Below are 18823 nucleotides of genomic sequence, written 5' to 3' on the forward strand. Positions count from 1 at the left end.
AACCTTGTCGATAAATTCGCGTCAGGCGGCAGGCGCTGCGGAAGCGTCAGCAGCCGGGGCTTCGGCGGGAGCCGCAGCGGCGGCAGGTGCGGCAGCCGGAGCAGCTTCCGCAACCGGACCGACAGTGCCGCCGGGCTGGGTCTTCACCCAAGCTTCGAACTTGGCACGCGGCAGGGCTTCAACCGCGATCGGCATGTAGCCGTGGCGCGCGCCGCACAGTTCGGAGCACTGGCCGTAATAAACGCCCGGCTCCTTGATGAAGAGAACCTTCTCGTTGATGCGGCCTGGCACAGCGTCGAGCTTGAACCACAGCGAAGGCACGGCGAAGGCGTGGATCACGTCCGAACCGATGGTCTGGATGCGGATCGGTTCGCCTGCAGGAACGACCATGCGATTGTCGACCGCGAGATGGCCCGGCTCACCGCGCTTGTGCGCTTCTTCTTCCGGCAGCATGTTCGAGATGACCTCAAACCCGCCGTTGTCGGGATAGGTATAGCCCCAGTACCACTGGTATCCGGTCACCTTCACGGTCACCGCGCCCTTGGGCGCCGGGTCATACTGGTGGGCCAGCAGGCGGATCGAAGGTACCGCGATCACCACGAGGATCAGCACCGGCACCAGCGTCCACACCACTTCGATCAGCGTGTTGTGGCTGGTCTTCGAAGCGACCGGGTTGGCGCGCTTGTTGAACTTCACCGCAACCACGACAAGCAGGATGAGGACGAGGATCGAGATCGCGACGATGACGGGCATCAGGATCGCGTCGTGCATCCACAGACCTTCTTCACCGATGGGCGAATACTGATCCTGAAAGGTCCAACCCTTGTCCACCGGCATACCCTTGCCGGGCGTCGGCGCCATTGGCGTGTAGGAACCGGCATCGGCCGCAGGTGCCGCAGCAGCAGCTTGCGACTCGACCGCCACAGGTGCGGCAGCGACCGGCGCAGCAGGCGCAGCCGCAAAGGCGTTGGCTCCGAAAGTCAGCGCGAAAGCGACGCCAAAGGTTCGGAAAGCTTTACCCGCAGCGCGGGCGGTATCGGCTAGACTCATCGTCAAAGTTTCCGCTTTTTCCCTGTTTGCGCGCTTGTTGCGCTGCATCAAGGAAGCGCTTGCGCGCCCCCTCTAAGTCCCTCGATCGTCCCGGCCTATACGCGCAGCAGTCTCAAGCCTCAAGCCGCACAACGCATATTTTTCATGACCCGCTCATGGCCATTCGGGCAATGCGGCAATGCAGTGTTACAGGGTGCTGTTTCAGGACGCTTTACCGGCCCCCTTGCAGATCATGCGGAAAAGGGTTGCCCCCCGCGCGGGCAAGGGCCATTTGCGGGCCATATAGATCGCCACATCAGAACGGCATTTGCAGGCAGACCCATGCAAGAAGACGATATCCTTTCCGAATTCCGCGCCAGCCAAGCCTTGCTCGAAGGACACTTCCTGCTCTCATCAGGCCGCCACAGTGCGTATTATCTGCAATGCGCGCGCGTATTGATGGACCCGATGCGCGCCTCGCGCCTTGCTGCCGCCACAGCCCAGAAAATCCCGCGCGATCTGCGCCAGCAGATTCAAAAGGTCGTCTCGCCCGCGATGGGCGGCGTAATCATCGGTCATGAAATGGGCCGTGCGCTGGGCGTAGAAGCGATGTTCGTCGAACGCCCCACCGGCACGTTTGAACTGCGCCGTGGCTTCGCGCTCACCCCCGGCGAAAAGGTGCTGATGGTTGAAGATGTCGTCACCACCGGCCTATCCAGCCGCGAGGCGATCAAGGCCATCGAAGAAGCAGGCGGTCAGGTCATCGCTGCCGCCGCGCTGGTCGATCGGTCCGCTGGCAGCGTCGATCTCGGCGTGCCGTTCTTCCCGCTCGTCGCGCTGAACTTCCCGACGTATGCGCCCGATGAGCTTCCGCCCGAACTCGCCGCCACGCAGGCGGTGAAGCCGGGCAGCCGGGCCAAGCTGTGAACAGCGTGCTGACTCCGAAACGCCTCAGGCTCGGCGTCAACATCGATCACGTCGCCACCATTCGCAACGCGCGCGGTGGCGATCATCCCGATCCGGTGCGCGCGGCGGAAATCGTCGCCAGCGTCGGCGGCGATGGCATCACCGCACACTTGCGCGAGGATCGTCGCCACATTCGCGACGAGGATCTCGCCCGCATTCAGGCCGCAACCAATCTGCCATTGAACCTTGAGATGGCGGCGACCGACGAGATGCTGGAAATTGCGCTGCGCCACAAACCGCACGCCGCCTGCATCGTGCCTGAACGGCGGGAAGAGCGCACGACCGAAGGCGGCCTTGACGCCGCCGGCCAGCACAACCGGCTCGCCCCCATCGTCGCGCGCCTGTCTGACGCCGGCATTCGCGTCAGCCTGTTCATCGCCCCCGAAGCGCGCCAGATCGAAGCCGCCATGCGTCTCGGCGCCCCGGTGGTCGAACTGCACACCGGCGAATACGCCCACGCAGAAGGCGAACAACGCGCCATCGAACTGCGCCGCATTGCCGATATGGCAGCGCTCGCCGCACGCAACGGCATAGAACCCCACGCTGGTCACGGTCTGACCTATGAAAACGTCCAGCCCATCGCCGCCATTCCGCAACTGGCCGAACTCAACATCGGCCACTACCTGATTGGCGAGGCGATCTTCACGGGCCTTGATGCCGCGGTGCGCCGGATGCGCGATTTGATGGACGAAGCGCGTTGACGGTCCGCTTCATGGCAGAAGCGGCACAGGCCCATCGCGGATGCGATGGGCGCACTCCACGGACAACACCATGATCCTCGCCATCGGCTCGGACCTCTGCAACATTGACCGCATCCAAAACTCGCTCGACCGGTTCGGTGATCGCTTCATCAACCGCGTTTTCACCGATGTGGAAAAAGCCAAGGCCGCGCGCCGCCCCTATACAATTGCAGGCACACTGGCGAAGCGCTTCGCCGCGAAGGAAGCCTTTTCCAAGGCGGTCGGCACGGGGTTCAAGGCGGGCGTCTTCATGAAGGACATTGGCGTGGTCAACGCGCCTTCCGGTGCCCCCACGCTGGCGCTGACCGGCGGCGCTGCGGCACGGCTTGCCGCGATCACCCCTGCCGGTTACGAATCCGTCATCCACCTTACCCTGACCGACGATCACCCCTGGGCACAGGCCTTTGTGGTGATCGAAGCCCGCCCCCTTGCCGGAATGCCCCCCGCTTGACCGACCAGCCTGCCCCAAAGCCTGAAGACCTCATGGCCGAGCCACAAACCGCCGAACCGCTCAGCCCTGCCGCACCGCCGCCCGAAAGCGGTGTCGATTGGTGGGCCGAGATTCGCGGCCTCGCGCTCATGCTGCTGACGGTAGTGGTATTCCACAGCATGGTCGCCAAGCCATTCTATATTCCTTCGATCTCGATGATGCCCAACCTGCTGGTGGGTGACCGACTGATCGTTTCGAAATACCCCTATGGCTGGTCGTGGGTTTCGGCCTCGTTCCACGTTCTGCCGCGCGAGCAGGAGCGCATCCTGCCCAAGACACCGGAATATGGCGATATCGTGATCGCCGTCCCACCGGATCGGGACGAGGACTATATCAAGCGCGTGGTTGCACTTCCCGGTGATCGAATCGCGGTAATTCACGGCCAGATCATCCTCAACGGCAAGCTGGTGCCGCAGCAGGCGGAGCCTCCGGTGCTGATTCCGGCCGATCCGCAGCTCTCCTGCGATGGCACGCCCTGCTACGACATGTTCGAACGCTACCGCACGCGCCTTACCGATGGGCGGGAGGTCTATGAACTGCCCGCCTTCCGCGAAACTCTGCCCAACGGCGCCAGCTATCTGGTGATCGATCACCTCGACCAGATGCTCGACAACTATCCCGAAACCGTGATCCCGCCGGGTCACGTTTTCCTGATGGGCGACAACCGCGATCATTCGGCAGACAGCCGCGCACCGGTAGAGGAACGCGGCCTTGGCGGCCCTGTGCCGCTGGCAAACGTCGGCGGGCGAGCTGAATTCGTTACCTTCTCTCTCGATGGCAGCGAAGCGCTCAACCCGCTCACGTGGTGGCCCGCCTTGCGCGATGGCCGCGCGTGGACCAGACTGCGGCCTGAAATCCGCCATACGGCACCAACGGAGCGCTGAACCCTATGGACGAAGCCAGCGCGGAATGGAGTGCAGGGCCGACCGACATCAAGGACGACCTGATCCGCCGCGAGGCGAAGAAGGCTTTCGTCTGGATCGGCGTCACTTCGCTTTTCGCACTGGTGGTGCTGCTGGCACAGCCGATCATGGTGATCCTTGGGGGAATCGTTTTTGCCGCTCTGATCGATGGCGGGCAGCGGCTGATATCCCGGCTCGCGCCTTGGCTGCCGCGTGGCATACGCATCATGATCGTGGTGCTGGGTGCATTCGCGTTTCTGATCTGGCTGGTAATCTTTGCTGGCGGGCAGATCGCCGCGCAGGCAGCCGCCCTGCCCGCCGTAATCCAGACCCAGCTTGGCCGTCTTGCCCTGTGGGCGCAAAACCACGGCATCACCGTGCGCGATTTCAACCTGCAGCAGATTGTCAGTCAGGTTCTGGGCAGCGTCGGACAGGTTACCCGCGCACTGGGCGGGATTTTCGGCGGCTTCACCACCGCCTTCCTGATCTTCATCCTGTCGATCTATTTCGTGCTGGAACCGCACCTCTACCGGCGCGGATTTGCATGGATGCTGCCCGAAGACAGCCGCGATCACTGGGAAGGCACGGCCCTGCGCATGGGCAAGGCGCTGCGGATGCTACTGTTCGGGCGAATGGTCGGCATGTTCGTCGAAGGCATTGCCACGTGGGCGCTGCTGGCGTGGTGGGGCGTGCCGATGGCGGCACTGCTCGGCCTGCTTACCGGGCTTCTGGCCTTCCTGCCCAATATCGGCGCGCCGATTTCGGGCTTGCTGATGACGCTCGTCGGCTTTTCGGTCAGCAACGAAACTGGGCTGTTCTGTATCGCAGTCTATTTCGTGGTCCAGACGGTGGACGGCAATATCATCATCCCGATGGTGGCAAAACGCACAGCCGACCTCGCCCCCGCGCTGGTGCTTGGCGCACAGTTGATGTTCGGCCTACTGTTCGGCATCCTCGGACTGATGCTGGCCGATCCCATCGTCGTCATGCTGAAAATCTTGCTCGAACGTCAGGCCGAACGCAACAGTGTGGGGCGTGATGGGCTGACAGTTCCGCCTCCCGCCTGAACACAGAGACTCCTGATGGCCCGCAAATTCCTCTACATGATCGCCATTCTCGCCGGGCTAGTGATCGCGGCGCTGTTCGCCATGCGCATCTGGTCGACGGAATTGACCCGCTTCGCGTTCGTCCCCCGCTCTGCTTATACCCGCCTCGAACCCGTGTCGGCTGATGCCTATGCCGCAAACACGATGTGGTTTTCGCGCCCCGGCGTGGGCGCGCAAGACCCATCGCAATGGGTGCCTTCCGGCGTGCAGAAAGGCAATGGTTCCGCAGCGGTGTTCTTCATCCACCCGACCAGCTATCTTGCGCGCGCCGCATGGAACGGTCCGCTTGACGATACTGACACCAACCGCCGCGCCACCTATTTCATTCAGGGAATGGCCAGCCCGTTCAACGGGCAGGCACAAATCTGGGCACCGCGCTACCGTCAGGCCGCGTTCGGAGCATTCCTGACGGACAAGGCAGAAGGGCAGATGGCGCTGGATGCCGCCTATCTCGATGTGCGGCAGGCCTTCGACACGTTCCTTGCCTCGGTTCCTGCCGACAAACCCATCGTGCTGGCCGGACACAGCCAGGGCGCGCTGCACCTGATCCATTTGCTCAAGGATCGCGTGGCCGGAACGCCGCTCGCCGCGCGCGTTGTGGGTGCCTATGCGGTCGGCTGGCCGATCTCCATCGAACACGACCTGCCTGCAATGGGCCTGCCTGCCTGCAATGGGCCAGACCGCACAGGCTGCGTGATGAGCTGGGCCAGCTTTGCCGAACCGGCTGACCCGGGCGTCGTGCTCGAAGCCTATCGCACCCGCCCCGCCCTTGATGGCAAGGCAAAAGATGCGCGCCCGATTCTCTGCACCAATCCGCTCAATGGCGGCGCAACCCCCGCTGCCCCTGCCAGCGCCAATCTCGGCACGCTGAAGCCCAGCGATGATCTGAAGGGCGGCGATATCATCGTCGGTGCGGTTCCGGCCCGGTGCGATCCCGCCACCGGCATCCTGCTGATCGGCGATCCGCCCGAACTCGGCCCTTATGTGCTGCCCGGCAACAACTACCATGTCTATGATATCCCGCTTTTCTGGACGAACCTGCGCACCGACGTGAATCGCCGCGTCACGGCATGGGAAGCATCGCGCAAGGCAGTGGCGCAATGATCACGCAGTCTGCCCTGTCGATGCGCGATGAGCTGCCCGATGGCGGCACGCTCATGGGTCTCGATACCGGCACCAAGACCATCGGCGTGGCGCTGTGCGATCCCGACTGGCGCTTTGCCACCGCAGGCAAGACGATCCAGCGCGGCAAATTCACGGCTGACAAGGCAAAGCTTGTCGCGCTCGTTACCGAGCGGGACGTAAAAGGACTGGTCATCGGCCTGCCGCTCAACATGGACGGGTCTGAAAGCCCCCGATCCCAGGGCGCACGTGCCATTGCCCGCAATCTTGAAGACCTTGGCCTGCCGATCCTGCTGTGGGATGAACGCTGGACCACGCAGGCTGCCGAACGCGCAATGATCGCGCAGGATTTCAGCCGGGCCAAGCGCGCCGAACGCATCGATTCGCACGCCGCCGCATTGATCCTGCAGGGTGCGATAGACGCATTGGCCGGAAGCGCTTTTTAATCAATCGCTTAAGCCGCTTGTCAATGCCCTGCACCTGATGCAGGGATGCTGGATGAACAGCACTCCAGACAGCAGCGGCGGACGCCCTTCCATCCCGCCCGACATGGCGTTCGATCCCTCGCGCTTCGGCAAGTTCATGATGAAGCACGGTCACACCGGCTTCATCGGAATGCAATACCGCGGTCACGGCGATAACTGGGTCGAACTCGGCCTGCCGTGGCGCGAAGATCTGGTGGGCGACCCTGAAACCGGCGTGCTTGCCTCCGGCCCGATCATCAGCCTGCTCGACAATGCCACCTCAATGTCGGTCTGGGCCTTGCGCGGCGGCTTCCGCCCGCAGGTCACACTCGATCTGCGTGTCGATTACGTCCGCGCCGCAACGCCGGGCAAGATGATCGTCGCGTGGGCCGAATGCTACCAACTCAAGCAATCGATGGCCTTCGTGCGCGGCATCGCTCACGATGGCGACATTGCCGATCCCGTAGCCCATGCCGCCGGGATTTTCATTCAGGTCGAAGCCGATGGCTGGGCCAGACCATCGAAGCCGGACGCACCGGAAGGGGCCGGGGCATGACGCTCGTTTCAGACCGCCTGCCGCCCTATGCCCGCGCAATGGGAATGCGCATCGAAGGCCTGCTCGATGGCAGTCCGCTGCTGGTCATGGATTTTTCCGACCGCGCGATGGGCCGCCCCGGCTTTCTCCACGGCGGCGCCATCGCCGGGATGCTCGAAATTGCCGCGATCATGGCGCTCCACGCCGAACTGGGCGAAGAGGACGCGCGCGTTCGCATCAAGCCGGTCAACATCTCGGTCGAATATCTGCGCGGCGGCGTTACGGTGGAAACCTTCGCCCGCGGTCAGGTCATCCGCGCGGGCCGCCGCATCGCCAACGTCCGCGCCGAAGCCTGGCAGGCGGATCGTGAAAAGCCTTTGGCAAGCTGCTGGATGAACTTCCTGCTCAAGCCAAAAACCTGAAAATCCTCCCCGTTTTTGCGCAGCACAAATGGGCCAGAACTTTTCAAATCCTCCCCGTTTTTGCCGAAGGCGCAAATGGGGAGCTGGCATTCGCGGCAGCGAATGACGGAGGGGCTTCTTACTCCTCCACAACTTTCATCAACCGCCGCTCCAGCGGAAAAAGCACGCCACCCAGATCGTGCCCGCGCTTGAGCACTTGCCCCGCCTCGCCAAACAGTGCCCACATGCCCTGCTTGCCGCGCAGCGAAGGCCGCTTCTCGATCCGTGCAGTGGGCCGCTCCGCCGTGCGTTTGAACGCGGCAAAAACCGCTGCATCCTTGCCAAAGTCCATCGCATAGTCGCGCCAAAATCCGGCGGCGACCATGCGGCCATAAATATCGAGAATCTTCAGCAGTTCGACCCGCTCAAAGCCGACCTGCTGCACGACGCGCACGTTGGGAAAGGGCACCACGCTGCCGGGCGCACCGGCGTCGGGTCCGTTCACGCTCAGTTGCGCGTCCTTCTGCCAACGGTCGTCGGCGTCGGCGCGGGCGTGCCGCCGTCCTGCGCTGCAATCAGCGCTGCAACCTGCGCCTTCAGCGCGGCCACTTCAGCCTCAAGATCATCCACGCGATTGCCGCCGTTCGGCTCGCACGGCTCCTTGCAGGGCGTGCCGTATGGAATGAACTGCTTGAGCCACGTTTCCGCCGGAACCAGCGTGGACCGCGCCTTCAGCCCGATCATCGTCGCGCCTTCGGGCACATCGTCGGTCACCACGGCATTCGCCCCCACGCGCGCCCGCGCGCCGACCGTGATCGGACCAAGGATCTGCGCGCCCGACCCGATGATCGAATCGTCCGAAAGCGTGGGATGGCGCTTGCCCGGAATGCCATTCGTGGGATTGGTGCCACCCAGCGTAACACACTGATAGATAGTCACATTATCGCCAATCTCAGCCGTCTCCCCGATCACGGTAAAGCCGTGTTCGATAAACAGATGCCTGCCGATCTTCGCGCCGGGATGAATGTCGATGGCGGTCAGAAAACGCGAGAAATGGTTCACCGCGCGGGCAAGGAAGAACATCTCCGCTTCGAACAGCCAGTGCGCCACACGATGGAAACCCACCGCCCACAGCCCCGGATAGAGCAGGATTTCCCAGCGCGAACGCGGCGCGGGATCGCGCGAACGGATCGAATCCAGATAGGCTATCAGGCCGTTGAACATGCCCCGATTCTCTCTCTAATCCCGCGTTAAAGCAAGCGCGGCTGAAATTCCCCGTTTCGCTCAGCAAGCGCATCGCGAACCAGCGATATGGTGACGGGTGCTTTACGCTCAAGAGAGAGCCGGTCAAGAGTTTCAATCAGCAACTCGATTTCCGCATGACTTCTCTCCAGCCGGGGCAGAAGATAGGCCAGCACCTGCTCCCCCAGCACAAGCCCGCGCCGCGCGGAAAGTTCCGCAACCAGCCCCGCCACCAGATCATCGTCGGGCGGCGCAATTTCGATCAGCAGTGCCGCACCCAGTCGCGATGCCAGATCGGGCAACGCGATTTTCCAGTCACCCGGCGCGCGATTCACCACCAGCAGCAGCGGTCGCCCGCTGGCCTGCGCGCGGTTCCAGCGGTGGAACACATCGTCTTCCCCCAGCGAATCGGCCCCGTCGATCACATCGCCAGCCCCGCTTTCGGCAAACCAGCGCGCAAGCAGGCTTTTGCCTGAACGCGGCGGCCCGGCCAGAATCGCCGTGCGGAAAGGCCAGCGGTCCGCCGCCTGCAAAGCCTCGATCACGGGAACAAGGCTCTGCCCCATCACCACGGTTTCGGCACCGCGCGCCGTCACCAGCGGAAGGGCAATCTGCGTCGACATCGGTTCGCTTATACGCTCGAATCACGAAGAGGCGTTACTTGCGGATCGAAAGCGCGCCCGCGCCCACTGTCACGCGCCAGCCCTGCGCGCGCAGTGCCGCTGCCAGCGCATCCAGTTCGCCCGCATAGGTCACGCGCATCACCGATGTGCCCCCGATGGCGATTGACGTGGAACTTGCGCTCTTCACGCCGGCCACGCCACGAACCGCCGCCATGCCAGCGTCCACCGCCGCAGCATCGCTCGTGGTGAACTGGACGGTGAACGTGCTGGTAGCAGCAGCCGAAGGCGTTGCTGTCACCGCGCCCGGCTCGTCACCCACCGGCTCGGCCTGAATCGCCACGGGCGCTGGCCCCAGCTTCTGCATGGTCTCATCGATCAGCGCCTGATCGATCTGCGTCACCATATTCAGCGTCGGGTCGGGTTTCAGCGTCCCATCGGCCAGCGCCTGCGTGAAGATGCGGTCAAGCTGGCCGATGGCCTGCTCCATCATCTTGGGCACTTCGCCCTCGTTCTTCGCGGTCAGCGTGAAGCTGCCCAGAAAGCGGTTATCCGGGCCATAGCGCGCCGTGAACGTGCTCTTCACCGGTCCGCCGGGAAATTCACGCTCCAGCCGCGCAATCGGCATGATCACGTCCGAAGCACCAAATTCGTCCAGAATCATGCGCCACCAGTTGCGACTGCGCCGGTCAAGCTGGCCTGCCGTCAGCAGCAGCGAATCCGATCCCGCGCCGGTTGGTCGCACATAATCAATCGCGCTATTGCCCGTGCGATATTCGGCCCAGGCCTTCTGCCACGGTGTACGGGTTTCAAACACCGTCGCCACGCCGCCCTGATACAGCACCGGGATCACGAGCAGCGGCGCAGACCGCGCCCGCGCGCCGGTCATACCCAGTCGTTCCCCCGTCCGCGCCCGGTCAAAAATCACGCCCAAAGTGGCGATATAGCGGCGCGGCCCCACCTGTTCGCGTTCCACCACCACGGCAGACACCATCGATTCGATGGTCGAATCATCCAGCCCCGGCGCGGCGCCGCCGCTACCGTTCGATTCCCACAGCTTGGCCCAAGCCTTGCGCTGCGCCTCGCGCCAGCCGTTCATCCGCGCGTCTTCGGGATTATCGCCGCTGACGTTCACTTCGATGCCGCGAATCTCGAAATCGCCGTTGCTGGCAATCGGCGGAATGCCGCGATCACCTTCGATCTGCGCGACCAGAACCGCCCCGCCCGCTGCCAGCAGCAGCGCCAGGCCAAGACCCAAGAGCTTGCGGTTCTTCGCATTTTCCAATGGCAGGCGCAGGGCGACCAAGACAACTCCGAACTTCAGTTGGGCCGCAGCGCTGGCCAGAAAGGTGCCCGGAATTCGAATTTCCGGTGCTTGCGCGTTCGCTTTTGCCCAAAGGCAAGTGGAAATCCAAGCGAGAAAGCGCTAGGCGCGCGCTCCATGAGCGAACAGGATCAAAAGCCGCAGAGCTACAGCTACGCCCAGGCCGGCGTGAACATCGCCGCAGGCAATGCGCTGGTGAAGGCCATCGGCCCCCTTGCCAAGTCCACCGCCCGCCCCGGCGCGGACGCGGAACTTGGTGGTTTCGGCGGTTTCTTCGATCTCAAGGCAGCAGGGTATAAAGACCCGTTGCTGGTCGCGGGCAACGATGGCGTCGGCACCAAGGTAAAGCTGGCGATCGATCATGACCGGCACGACCAGATCGGCATCGATCTTGTCGCCATGTGCGTGAACGATCTGATCGTTCAGGGGGCCGAACCACTGTTTTTCCTCGATTATTTCGCCACGGGCCGCCTCGACAACGGCGTGGCCGAACGTGTCGTTGCGGGCATTGCGGATGGTTGCCGTATCGCCGGATGCGCGCTGATCGGCGGCGAAACCGCCGAAATGCCGGGCATGTATGCCGATGGCGATTATGACCTTGCGGGCTTCTGCGTTGGCGCGGTCGAACGTGGCGAACAGTTGACCGGGGATCGCGTGGCCGCAGGCAACGTCCTGCTCGGACTTGCATCATCGGGCGTCCATTCCAATGGCTATTCGCTCGTCCGCCGTCTCGCTGCGGACAAAGGCTGGAAGCTGGATCGCCCCGCCCTGTTCGATAACGAACGCCTGCTGATCGACTATCTGATCGAACCGACCCGGATCTATGTGAAGAGCCTGCTGCCCTTCATCCGCTCCGGCCGGATCAACGCGCTTGCCCACATTACCGGCGGAGGTTTGCTGGAAAACGTGCCGCGCGTGCTGCCAAAGGGCCTCCACGCACGCATCGATGCCGATAGCTGGGAGCAGAGCCGGTTGATGGCCTTCCTGCAGGCACAGGGGAACATCGAGCCTGAAGAGATGGCCCGCACTTTCAACTGCGGCATCGGCATGATCCTCGCGGTAGAGCCGGACCAAGCGGATTCGCTTGCCGCAGACCTCACCGCAGCGGGCGAAACCGTTTACCGCGTCGGTGAAATCGTCACCGGCGAAAAGGGCTGCACCGTTACCGGCAGCGCGGAGACATGGTCCGCACGCGCCGCCTGGGAAGCCGTTCACCTTGGCTGATCGGACGCCCGTCGCCGTCTTCATCTCGGGCAGCGGCACCAACATGGCCGCGCTGCTCTATGCAAGCCGCGCAGCGGACTGCCCTTACGAAATCGTCCTCGTCCTCTCGAACAACCCGGATGCGTCCGGTCTGAAGCTGGCCGAGGCAGAAGGCGTCCCAACTTTCGCCCTGCCGCACAAGGGCATCCCCCGCGTCGAACATGACACGATGATGGAAGCCGAAGTCCTGAAATCGGGCGCGCGTTACATCGCGCTGGCAGGCTACATGCGCATCCTCAGCCCCGAATTCGTGGGCCGCTGGGAAGGCCGGATGCTCAACATCCATCCCTCGCTCCTGCCCAAATACAAAGGGTTGCACACGCACGACCGCGCGATTGAGGCGGGCGACAGCCACGGCGGCTGCACCGTCCACCTCGTCACCGCCGAACTCGATGACGGCCCAATCCTCGGCCAGACGCAGGTAGCGATAATCTCCGGCGACACAGGCGAAAGCCTCGCCGCGCGCGTCCTCTTTGCCGAACACCAACTCTATTCGCGCACCCTCGCCGCCTTCGTCGCGCGCGAAAGCAGCGCCGACTGGTTGTTTGAGAAAGTCCGCGCGCTGGCGGCTGCACTGCCGGAAGTGGAAGAACGCGAAAGCCACGGTTCTCCCGGCTGGCGCGTCGGCGGCAAGTACTTCGCCTATTTCAACGATCAGCACCACGGCACGCCGCATATCGCGCTGCTGGTAAAGACCAGCGGGCAAGACGAACTCGCCGCGCTGATCGAGCAGGACGAAGACACCTGGTTCCGCCCCGCCTATTACGGCGCAAGTGGTTGGGCAGGCTTGATTCTCAACCGCCCCAACGTCGATTGGGACCATGCCGCAGACTGGCTGCGCCGCAGTTGGGCCGCTGTCGCCCCGCGCCGCCTTGCCGCAATGATGGAATTTTAAAGCCATATGGCGTTCACCACGATCCGCCGCATCTATGCGCACGCCGGACTGCAATCGTTTGTAGAAGCAAGCGGTGGCCTTTTCGTGGTCGGCTTCCTTGTCAAACAAGGGCTTAGCCCATCGTTCGCGCTGGCGACCTTTGCGCTGATCCTTCTGTCCCGCTTCGCATTGCGTGCCGCCGTGCTCCCGCTCGCGCACCGATACGGCTTGCGCAGCGTGCTGTTGCTGGGCGTGCAGATCCGCGCTGCATCGTTCATAATGTTGCCGTTTATCAGCGGCTTGGGACCAATTCTGGTCACCTACATCCTTGTGTCGGGCCTTGGCAGCGTGCTCTACTGGACCGGCTATCACGCCTATGTTTCCGCAGCCGGAGACAACGCCGCGATGGCACGGCAAGTTTCGATCCAGCAGGCGGTCACCGCCACGGTGGGTATCGTCGCACCGGTGGTCGGCGGGCTGCTGCTCGGCTGGGCCGGACCGCTTGCGGGTTTTGCGATTATCGCGGTGATTCAACTACTTGCTGCCGCGCCACTGCTCGGTGCGCCCAACCCGGTGATTGATCCCGGCACCCGCGCCGATCCCGCCATCGTCCGCTTCGGCCGCCGTGTTTATTTTGCCGAAGGGCTGCAATCGGGCAGCAGCGTGGTCGTGTGGAACCTCGCCCTTTTCGTAACCCTCGGACAAAGCTTCGAAAATTTTGGCGGCGCGCTTGCTTTGGCAGGCATAGGCGCAGCGGCGGGGAGCCTGCTGATCGGGCGGTTGATCGATGGCGGACGCGCCAACCACTCGCTCACGCTGGCCTACGGCCTTGGCGGAATCGTTATTGCAATCAAGGCCTTGGCTTGGGAGCTCCCCCTCCCCGCCCTCGTCGCCACGGCACTCGGCGCGCTTGTAACGCCAATGCTCGCCACGGCGATGCTCTCCCCACTCTATGCGATGGCGCAGCGATCACAGTGCACCTTGCGGTTCAATATGGCGACCGAAGGCGGGTGGGACTTGGGCTGTTCGACGGCCGCGCTGGTCGCCGCCACGATACTTCATCTCGGATTCGGCTACACTCTGCCCATCCTCCTCGGCCTTGGCGCGATAGGGGCAATCTGGTGGGGGCTTGCGCAATGGTACAGGCAGCCCAGTACCGCCTAGGTGCAGTTAGGTGCATCTAGGTGCATTTCAGGATTGTCATCAAATCTCGCTCGCATCCACCTGCGGACGGCTTTCCCGCGTGGCGCGATAACGCACCGACGCATCGTTGGGATCGCCCGCGATGACCACGAAATCATCATGCACTTCAAGCAGTTCGCCCACGAAGGGCATGTCCTGAAACATCGGGTTTCCGACGATGCGGTAAGATACGGTATCGCCCACCTTGAACGTTGCCGCATCGAAATTGAATTCGAACGGACAATCCTCTCCACCCATACCCTGCATCCGAATCTCCTTTAAGCGCACGCTTAACAAAAAGGGCCGCCGGAGTGAACCGGTGGCCCGAAGGAGTCCCCAAGCGGGGGTGGATCAGAATTCGTAGCCGAGCGTCACGCCATAGGTGCGCGGCGGCATCAGCGTGCCACCGATGGTGCGGCTGGTCGCCACGGCATAGCTGCCTGCCCAGACCAGCTTGTCGGTCAGATTGCGGACCCACAGGTTGATCGAGGTCTTGTCGTCCGAATGGCGGTACTTCACGTTCGCATCGACCATCGCATAGGCATCGGCGGCCATGCGATCATCGTTGAATTCGGTGTGATATTGTTTCGAACGATATGAGACGTTGGTGGCGAACGTCAGGCTCGCCCCGCTCGAAAGATCGGCGGTGTAAGAGGGATTGAAGTTCAGCGTCCACTTCGGGCTCATGCGGGTGGCATTGCCCGAAAGATCCTGATCAGGAATCGACGAACCGCCGGGGCCGAACAGCGCGGCGTTCAACGGATCCTTCGAGAAGAACTTGGTGAACTCCGAATTGAGGTAAGCCGCCGAAGCATCGATCGACAGACCATCGATCGGGCGCCAGCGCAGTTCGAATTCCGCACCATAGGCCCGCGATTCCGCCGCGTTTTCAAGCGCGCTGGCGAAGAACGGCGGGTTCGGGATGGGGAAAGTGCGCTGGAACTGGCCGTTCTTGAGCTTCTGGTAGAACACCGCAAGGTTGGTCTGCACGCCACCGGCGCTGTACTTGATGCCGCCTTCGAACGCTTCGACCTTTTCGGGGTTCACGAAAGGCGTGACCGCCGTGGCTGAACGGCGCGAACCGATTTCGGCGGTGCCCGACTTGAAGCCGCGCGACCAGTTGAAATAGGCCATCACATCGTCGTTCGGGCGGAATTCCAGCCCTAGCGAGGGTGAGAAATCGTCCCAGGTCTTCGACGTGTTCCACTGCAGCGGATCGAGCACAAAGCCAGTCGCGGCGGTGCCGATGCCGCTGTTGTTCTGGATGTGGCGCTTTTCCCACGAATAGCGGCCACCGGCCTTGACTGAGAACTGATCGGTCAGATCGTAGGTCAGGTTCGCAAAGACGGCCCACGTTTCAACGTCAAGCTTGCCGTCGAACTGCACGCGATAGGGATCGGTGTTGGTCAGCACATCGAAACCGATGTGGTTTTCGACGCGAATCTTTTCCTTGAGGTAGAAGCCCGCAAAGACGGCGTGCAGCTTGTCGGTATCGACGTTGGCCTGCAGTTCCTGGCTGAACTGGTGCTGGAACACCGGCTGCCAGTGGTTGGCGCTGGTCTGCACCGCGTTCGTCTGCGCCAGCGGATAGCCGCGATAGGACGACATGTCGAAGTCGTGGAAGAAAATGGCGCGGAAATTGCGATAGGTCGTCAACGACTTGAGCGAGACGGCGTCCGACGCCGCATAGTCCATGATGCCGGTGAAGGCATACTGCTTGCGATCGTTGATCGGATCGAAGTTGGTGTTCAGGTTGCGGACGTTGCTGGCGAATGCAGCCTGACTTCCATCGGCGTTTCTACGCTGGCCAAGTGCGGTCAGGCTGGCCGTGGTGGTGCCGGGGAACGACACTTCACGGAACTTCACAGCAAGCGAGCGATCATCTTCGGTGTGGAGTTCGCCGGTCAGCAGGATCGAGAGCTTGTCGGTCGGCAGGAACTGCAGATGACCGCGCACCGACCATTGGTTGGCGTTGTCGATCTCGTTGCCGGTAAATTCGTTGATGCCGAAGCCATCACGCTTGATGCGCTGCACCGCCAGACGTGCCCGGACGCCTTCCGTGAGCGAACCGCTGACAGCGGCATCGGTCTGGATCAGCAGGGCATCGCCACCGATGGTCTGGCGGACATAGCCGCTGAGCTCTTCGGTAGGCTTGGCGGTGATCAGGTTGACCGCGCCGCCCGTGGCGTTGCGGCCATAGAGCGTGCCCTGCGGGCCGCGCAGCACTTCGACCCGTTCAAGATCGAACATCGAGCCGAGTTGCGCCTGTGCGAGGCTGACGACTACGCCATCGACGTGCAGCGCGACGGACGGATCGACGCCCGGCAGCGAGCTGGACAGGCCGATGCCGCGAATGAACAGCTTGGCGAAGTTGAAATCGTTGCCGAAACTGATCGACGGAACGAGGGCTTGCAGGCCTTCCAGATTGACAGTGTTGTTGGCGGCAAGCTGTTCAGTGCCGACAGCGGCGACCGAAAGCGACACGTCCGACAGTGACTGCGCTCGCTTTTGTGCGGTGACGATGATTTCGCCGCCAGCGGTTTCTTCAGCAGCCTGTTCGGCGGCATCTTGGGCGAAGACAGGCTGCGAGAGCGCGAAAGCAGCGGCAGCGACAAGGCTGGTGCGCGCGAGCAGGCGCGCGGATGCGCGAGTGGTAAGCATCAGGTATCCTCCCTGAAGGGCCGGTTTTCGACCCAACGTCCCCACAAAAAATGAGACGACCTTTAGTTAGCAGTCGTATGCACCGCCTACAATTATTGTTATCCCGGATAACAAGCGATTTGCAACGGAGCGTTGCATGGAGGCAACATTAGCCGATGGTCGGTGTTGCGGGAGCCGGGCTAAGGCATTTTGCAAATGCGACAGGCCAAAAGCCCACCCCGCTGCGACTAACTTCGCCTGCGGCTCAGAAAGTCTCGCTTCCCTCCCGCAAGCGGGAGGGGTTGAGGGTGGGTTTTTCCGCCCGCGTGCGAACCGATACGGATGCCAACAAAAAAGCCGGAGCATTGCTGCCCCGGCCTTTTTGCAGTCAAGGCGATCGGATGATCAGCCGACGATTTCTTCGGGCTTGAAGAAGTAGGCGATTTCGATCGCTGCGTTCTCGTCCGAGTCCGAACCGTGTACGGTGTTTGCCTCGATCGATTCAGCCAGTTCCTTGCGGATCGTGCCGGGTTCTGCGTTGGCCGGGTTCGTCGCGCCCATGATGTCGCGGTTGCGCTGCATCGCGTTCTCGCCTTCGAGAACCTGCACAACCACCGGGCCGGAGATCATGAATTCAACGAGTTCGCCAAAGAAAGGGCGTTCGCGGTGAACGGCGTAGAAGCCTTCAGCCTGTTCACGGGTCATGTGGATGCGCTTCGAAGCGACGACGCGCAGGCCAGCTTCTTCCAGCATCTTGGTGACCGCACCGGTGAGGTTGCGGCGCGTGGCATCAGGCTTGATGATCGAGAAGGTGCGGGTAACCGCCATCGGACTTATCCTTACAGATTATGGGGATTTCTTTGGGCGCGCCCCTAGCCCGGTTTGGCGGGCACCGCAAGGTGCGCTGCACAACGCACTGGCCCAAGAAAATCACAACCGACAGTTGCAGTTTTTAATCGCTTGATTAACGTTCACGTAAAGCAGAGCGGTTTGGAGATTCGGATGGCGGGGGTGTTGGCGGGCAAGGTCGTTGCCGTAACCGGCGCAGGGCGCGGGATCGGGCGTGAGATCGCCCTGCTCTGCGCCCGCGAAGGGGCAGCAGTGGTCGTCAACGATCCCGGCGTGGCGCAGGCGGGCGACGGGGGCGATGCTGGCCCCGCACAGACCACGGTGGACGATATCGTGGCGGCAGGCGGCAAAGCCTGGGCCAATCTGGCCAGCGTGGCTGATCCCGTGGGCGCGGCGAGCATCGTGGACGATGCGGTGCACCGCTTTGGTCGGATCGATGCCGTAGTGAACAACGCAGGCATCCTGCGCGACACGATCTGGCACAAGATGTCCTATGAGGACTGGACCAGCGTGATCGACGTTAACCTGACCGGCGCGTTCAACGTATCGAAGGCGGCGACCCCCTATTTCCGCGAGCAGGCTTCGGGCAGTTTCATTCACTTTACCTCTACCAGCGGCCTGATCGGCAATGTGGGGCAGGCCAACTATTCGGCGGCCAAGCTGGGTCTGGTGGCACTGTCGCAATCCATCGCGCTCGACATGGCGCGCTGGGGCGTGCGATCAAACTGCATCGCGCCCTTCGCCTGGAGCCGGATGACGGCTTCGATCCCGGCAGAAACGCCCGAACAGAAGCAGCGGGTAGAACGGCTGCAAACGATGAGCGCGGACAAGATCGCGCCGCTGGTGGCCTATCTGGCGTCTGACCTTTCGGCAGAAGTTACCAATCAGGTGTTCTCGGTGCGCAAGAACGAGATCCTGCTGTTCAACAAGCCGCGCCCGGTGCGGTCCATGATCAAGCTGGAAGGCTGGACGCCTGCTGCGATTGCCGAAGAACTGATCCCCGCGTTCAAGCCCGCCTTTGCCCGCGCGGACGAGGTTTCGGCGCACGTTTTCCCCTACGATCCGGTCTGAGGA

Annotated in this window: 21 protein-coding genes; 13 read left to right on the forward strand and 8 right to left on the reverse strand. The window is 62.6% G+C overall.

Features of this window, described 5'->3' with window-relative positions:
• Positions 1-21: 21 nt before the first annotated feature.
• Positions 22-1050: a cytochrome c oxidase subunit II gene (coxB, locus tag HGI47_RS09640; RefSeq protein WP_206066098.1), complete on the reverse strand. Its 1029-nt coding sequence runs from the start codon at positions 1048-1050 to the stop codon at positions 22-24.
• A gap of 321 nt (positions 1051-1371) precedes the next feature.
• On the opposite strand from coxB, the gene pyrE reads away from it, so the two are divergent.
• From pyrE to HGI47_RS09685, 9 genes are all read left to right on the forward strand, one after another.
• On the forward strand, positions 1372-1956 hold the full coding sequence (gene pyrE / locus HGI47_RS09645; protein WP_168852525.1) for an orotate phosphoribosyltransferase: 585 nt from the start codon (positions 1372-1374) through the stop codon (positions 1954-1956).
• Entirely contained in the window at positions 1953-2696 is a 744-nt protein-coding gene (locus HGI47_RS09650; RefSeq protein ID WP_168852526.1) for a pyridoxine 5'-phosphate synthase, read from the forward strand. Before pyrE ends, HGI47_RS09650 begins: the two co-directional genes overlap by 4 nt.
• Positions 2697-2766: 70 nt before the next feature.
• Positions 2767-3186 (forward strand): holo-ACP synthase, encoded by a 420-nt coding sequence (acpS, locus tag HGI47_RS09655; protein ID WP_168852527.1) that lies wholly within the window; start codon positions 2767-2769, stop codon positions 3184-3186.
• Between the two features lie 32 nt (positions 3187-3218).
• Positions 3219-4109: a signal peptidase I gene (gene lepB / locus HGI47_RS09660; RefSeq protein ID WP_168852528.1), complete on the forward strand. Its 891-nt coding sequence runs from the start codon at positions 3219-3221 to the stop codon at positions 4107-4109.
• 5 nt (positions 4110-4114) lie between these two features.
• Positions 4115-5194, forward strand: coding sequence for an AI-2E family transporter (locus tag HGI47_RS09665; RefSeq protein WP_168852529.1), 1080 nt, complete (start codon positions 4115-4117; stop codon positions 5192-5194).
• A 15-nt stretch (positions 5195-5209) separates the two neighbouring features.
• Complete coding sequence (locus tag HGI47_RS09670; protein ID WP_168852530.1) at positions 5210-6337, forward strand: DUF3089 domain-containing protein; 1128 nt, start codon at positions 5210-5212, stop codon at positions 6335-6337.
• The gene (gene ruvX, locus HGI47_RS09675; RefSeq protein ID WP_168852531.1) at positions 6334-6801 is read left to right on the forward strand and encodes a Holliday junction resolvase RuvX; all 468 of its coding nucleotides are present in this window, start codon (positions 6334-6336) and stop codon (positions 6799-6801) included. The genes HGI47_RS09670 and ruvX overlap by 4 nt, the downstream gene beginning before the upstream one ends.
• Positions 6802-6853: 52 nt before the next feature.
• Positions 6854-7375, forward strand: coding sequence for a PaaI family thioesterase (locus HGI47_RS09680; protein ID WP_206066099.1), 522 nt, complete (start codon positions 6854-6856; stop codon positions 7373-7375).
• Positions 7372-7776, forward strand: coding sequence for a PaaI family thioesterase (locus HGI47_RS09685; RefSeq protein WP_168852532.1), 405 nt, complete (start codon positions 7372-7374; stop codon positions 7774-7776). Before HGI47_RS09680 ends, HGI47_RS09685 begins: the two co-directional genes overlap by 4 nt.
• A 118-nt stretch (positions 7777-7894) precedes the next feature.
• Here HGI47_RS09685 and HGI47_RS09690 read toward each other — a convergent pair whose 3' ends face one another.
• Genes HGI47_RS09690 through HGI47_RS09705 form a run of 4 tightly spaced genes read right to left on the reverse strand, consistent with a single transcriptional unit; the run spans position 7895 to position 10923 of the window.
• On the reverse strand, positions 7895-8260 hold the full coding sequence (locus tag HGI47_RS09690) for a DUF2794 domain-containing protein (protein WP_370521677.1): 366 nt from the start codon (positions 8258-8260) through the stop codon (positions 7895-7897).
• Between the two features lie 2 nt (positions 8261-8262).
• A complete protein-coding gene (gene epsC / locus HGI47_RS09695) occupies positions 8263-8979 on the reverse strand; it encodes a serine O-acetyltransferase EpsC (RefSeq protein ID WP_168852533.1) in 717 nt (238 codons plus the stop codon).
• A gap of 26 nt (positions 8980-9005) precedes the next feature.
• Positions 9006-9620, reverse strand: a complete 615-nt coding sequence (locus HGI47_RS09700) for an ATPase (RefSeq protein ID WP_168852534.1) — start codon at positions 9618-9620, stop codon at positions 9006-9008.
• A 34-nt stretch (positions 9621-9654) separates the two neighbouring features.
• Positions 9655-10923, reverse strand: a complete 1269-nt coding sequence (locus HGI47_RS09705) for a heavy-metal-associated domain-containing protein (RefSeq protein WP_168852535.1) — start codon at positions 10921-10923, stop codon at positions 9655-9657.
• 135 nt (positions 10924-11058) lie between these two features.
• On the opposite strand from HGI47_RS09705, the gene purM reads away from it, so the two are divergent.
• The 3 genes from purM to HGI47_RS09720 are packed head-to-tail and all read left to right on the forward strand — an operon-like array spanning position 11059 to position 14242.
• Entirely contained in the window at positions 11059-12165 is a 1107-nt protein-coding gene (purM, locus tag HGI47_RS09710) for a phosphoribosylformylglycinamidine cyclo-ligase (protein ID WP_168852536.1), read from the forward strand.
• Positions 12158-13099, forward strand: coding sequence for a phosphoribosylglycinamide formyltransferase (gene purN / locus HGI47_RS09715; protein WP_168852538.1), 942 nt, complete (start codon positions 12158-12160; stop codon positions 13097-13099). The genes purM and purN overlap by 8 nt, the downstream gene beginning before the upstream one ends.
• Before the next feature lie 6 nt (positions 13100-13105).
• On the forward strand, positions 13106-14242 hold the full coding sequence (locus HGI47_RS09720) for an MFS transporter (RefSeq protein ID WP_168852539.1): 1137 nt from the start codon (positions 13106-13108) through the stop codon (positions 14240-14242).
• Positions 14243-14281: 39 nt separating this feature from the next.
• On the opposite strand, the gene HGI47_RS09725 is transcribed toward HGI47_RS09720, so the two are convergent.
• The 3 genes from HGI47_RS09725 to ndk all read right to left on the reverse strand — a co-directional run bounded on the left by HGI47_RS09725 (position 14282) and on the right by ndk (position 17728).
• The gene (locus HGI47_RS09725) at positions 14282-14527 is read right to left on the reverse strand and encodes a hypothetical protein (protein ID WP_168852541.1); all 246 of its coding nucleotides are present in this window, start codon (positions 14525-14527) and stop codon (positions 14282-14284) included.
• Positions 14528-14611: 84 nt separating this feature from the next.
• Positions 14612-16921, reverse strand: coding sequence for a TonB-dependent receptor (locus HGI47_RS09730; protein ID WP_168852543.1), 2310 nt, complete (start codon positions 16919-16921; stop codon positions 14612-14614).
• A 384-nt stretch (positions 16922-17305) separates the two neighbouring features.
• Complete coding sequence (ndk, locus tag HGI47_RS09735) at positions 17306-17728, reverse strand: nucleoside-diphosphate kinase (RefSeq protein ID WP_168852546.1); 423 nt, start codon at positions 17726-17728, stop codon at positions 17306-17308.
• 174 nt (positions 17729-17902) lie between these two features.
• Between ndk and HGI47_RS09740 the strand changes: the two genes are divergently transcribed.
• Positions 17903-18820, forward strand: coding sequence for an SDR family NAD(P)-dependent oxidoreductase (locus HGI47_RS09740; RefSeq protein ID WP_168852548.1), 918 nt, complete (start codon positions 17903-17905; stop codon positions 18818-18820).
• Positions 18821-18823: the final 3 nt, after the last annotated feature.

It is taken from the genome of Novosphingobium sp. ERN07 (genome assembly GCF_012641335.1).
Lineage (GTDB): Bacteria > Pseudomonadota > Alphaproteobacteria > Sphingomonadales > Sphingomonadaceae > Novosphingobium.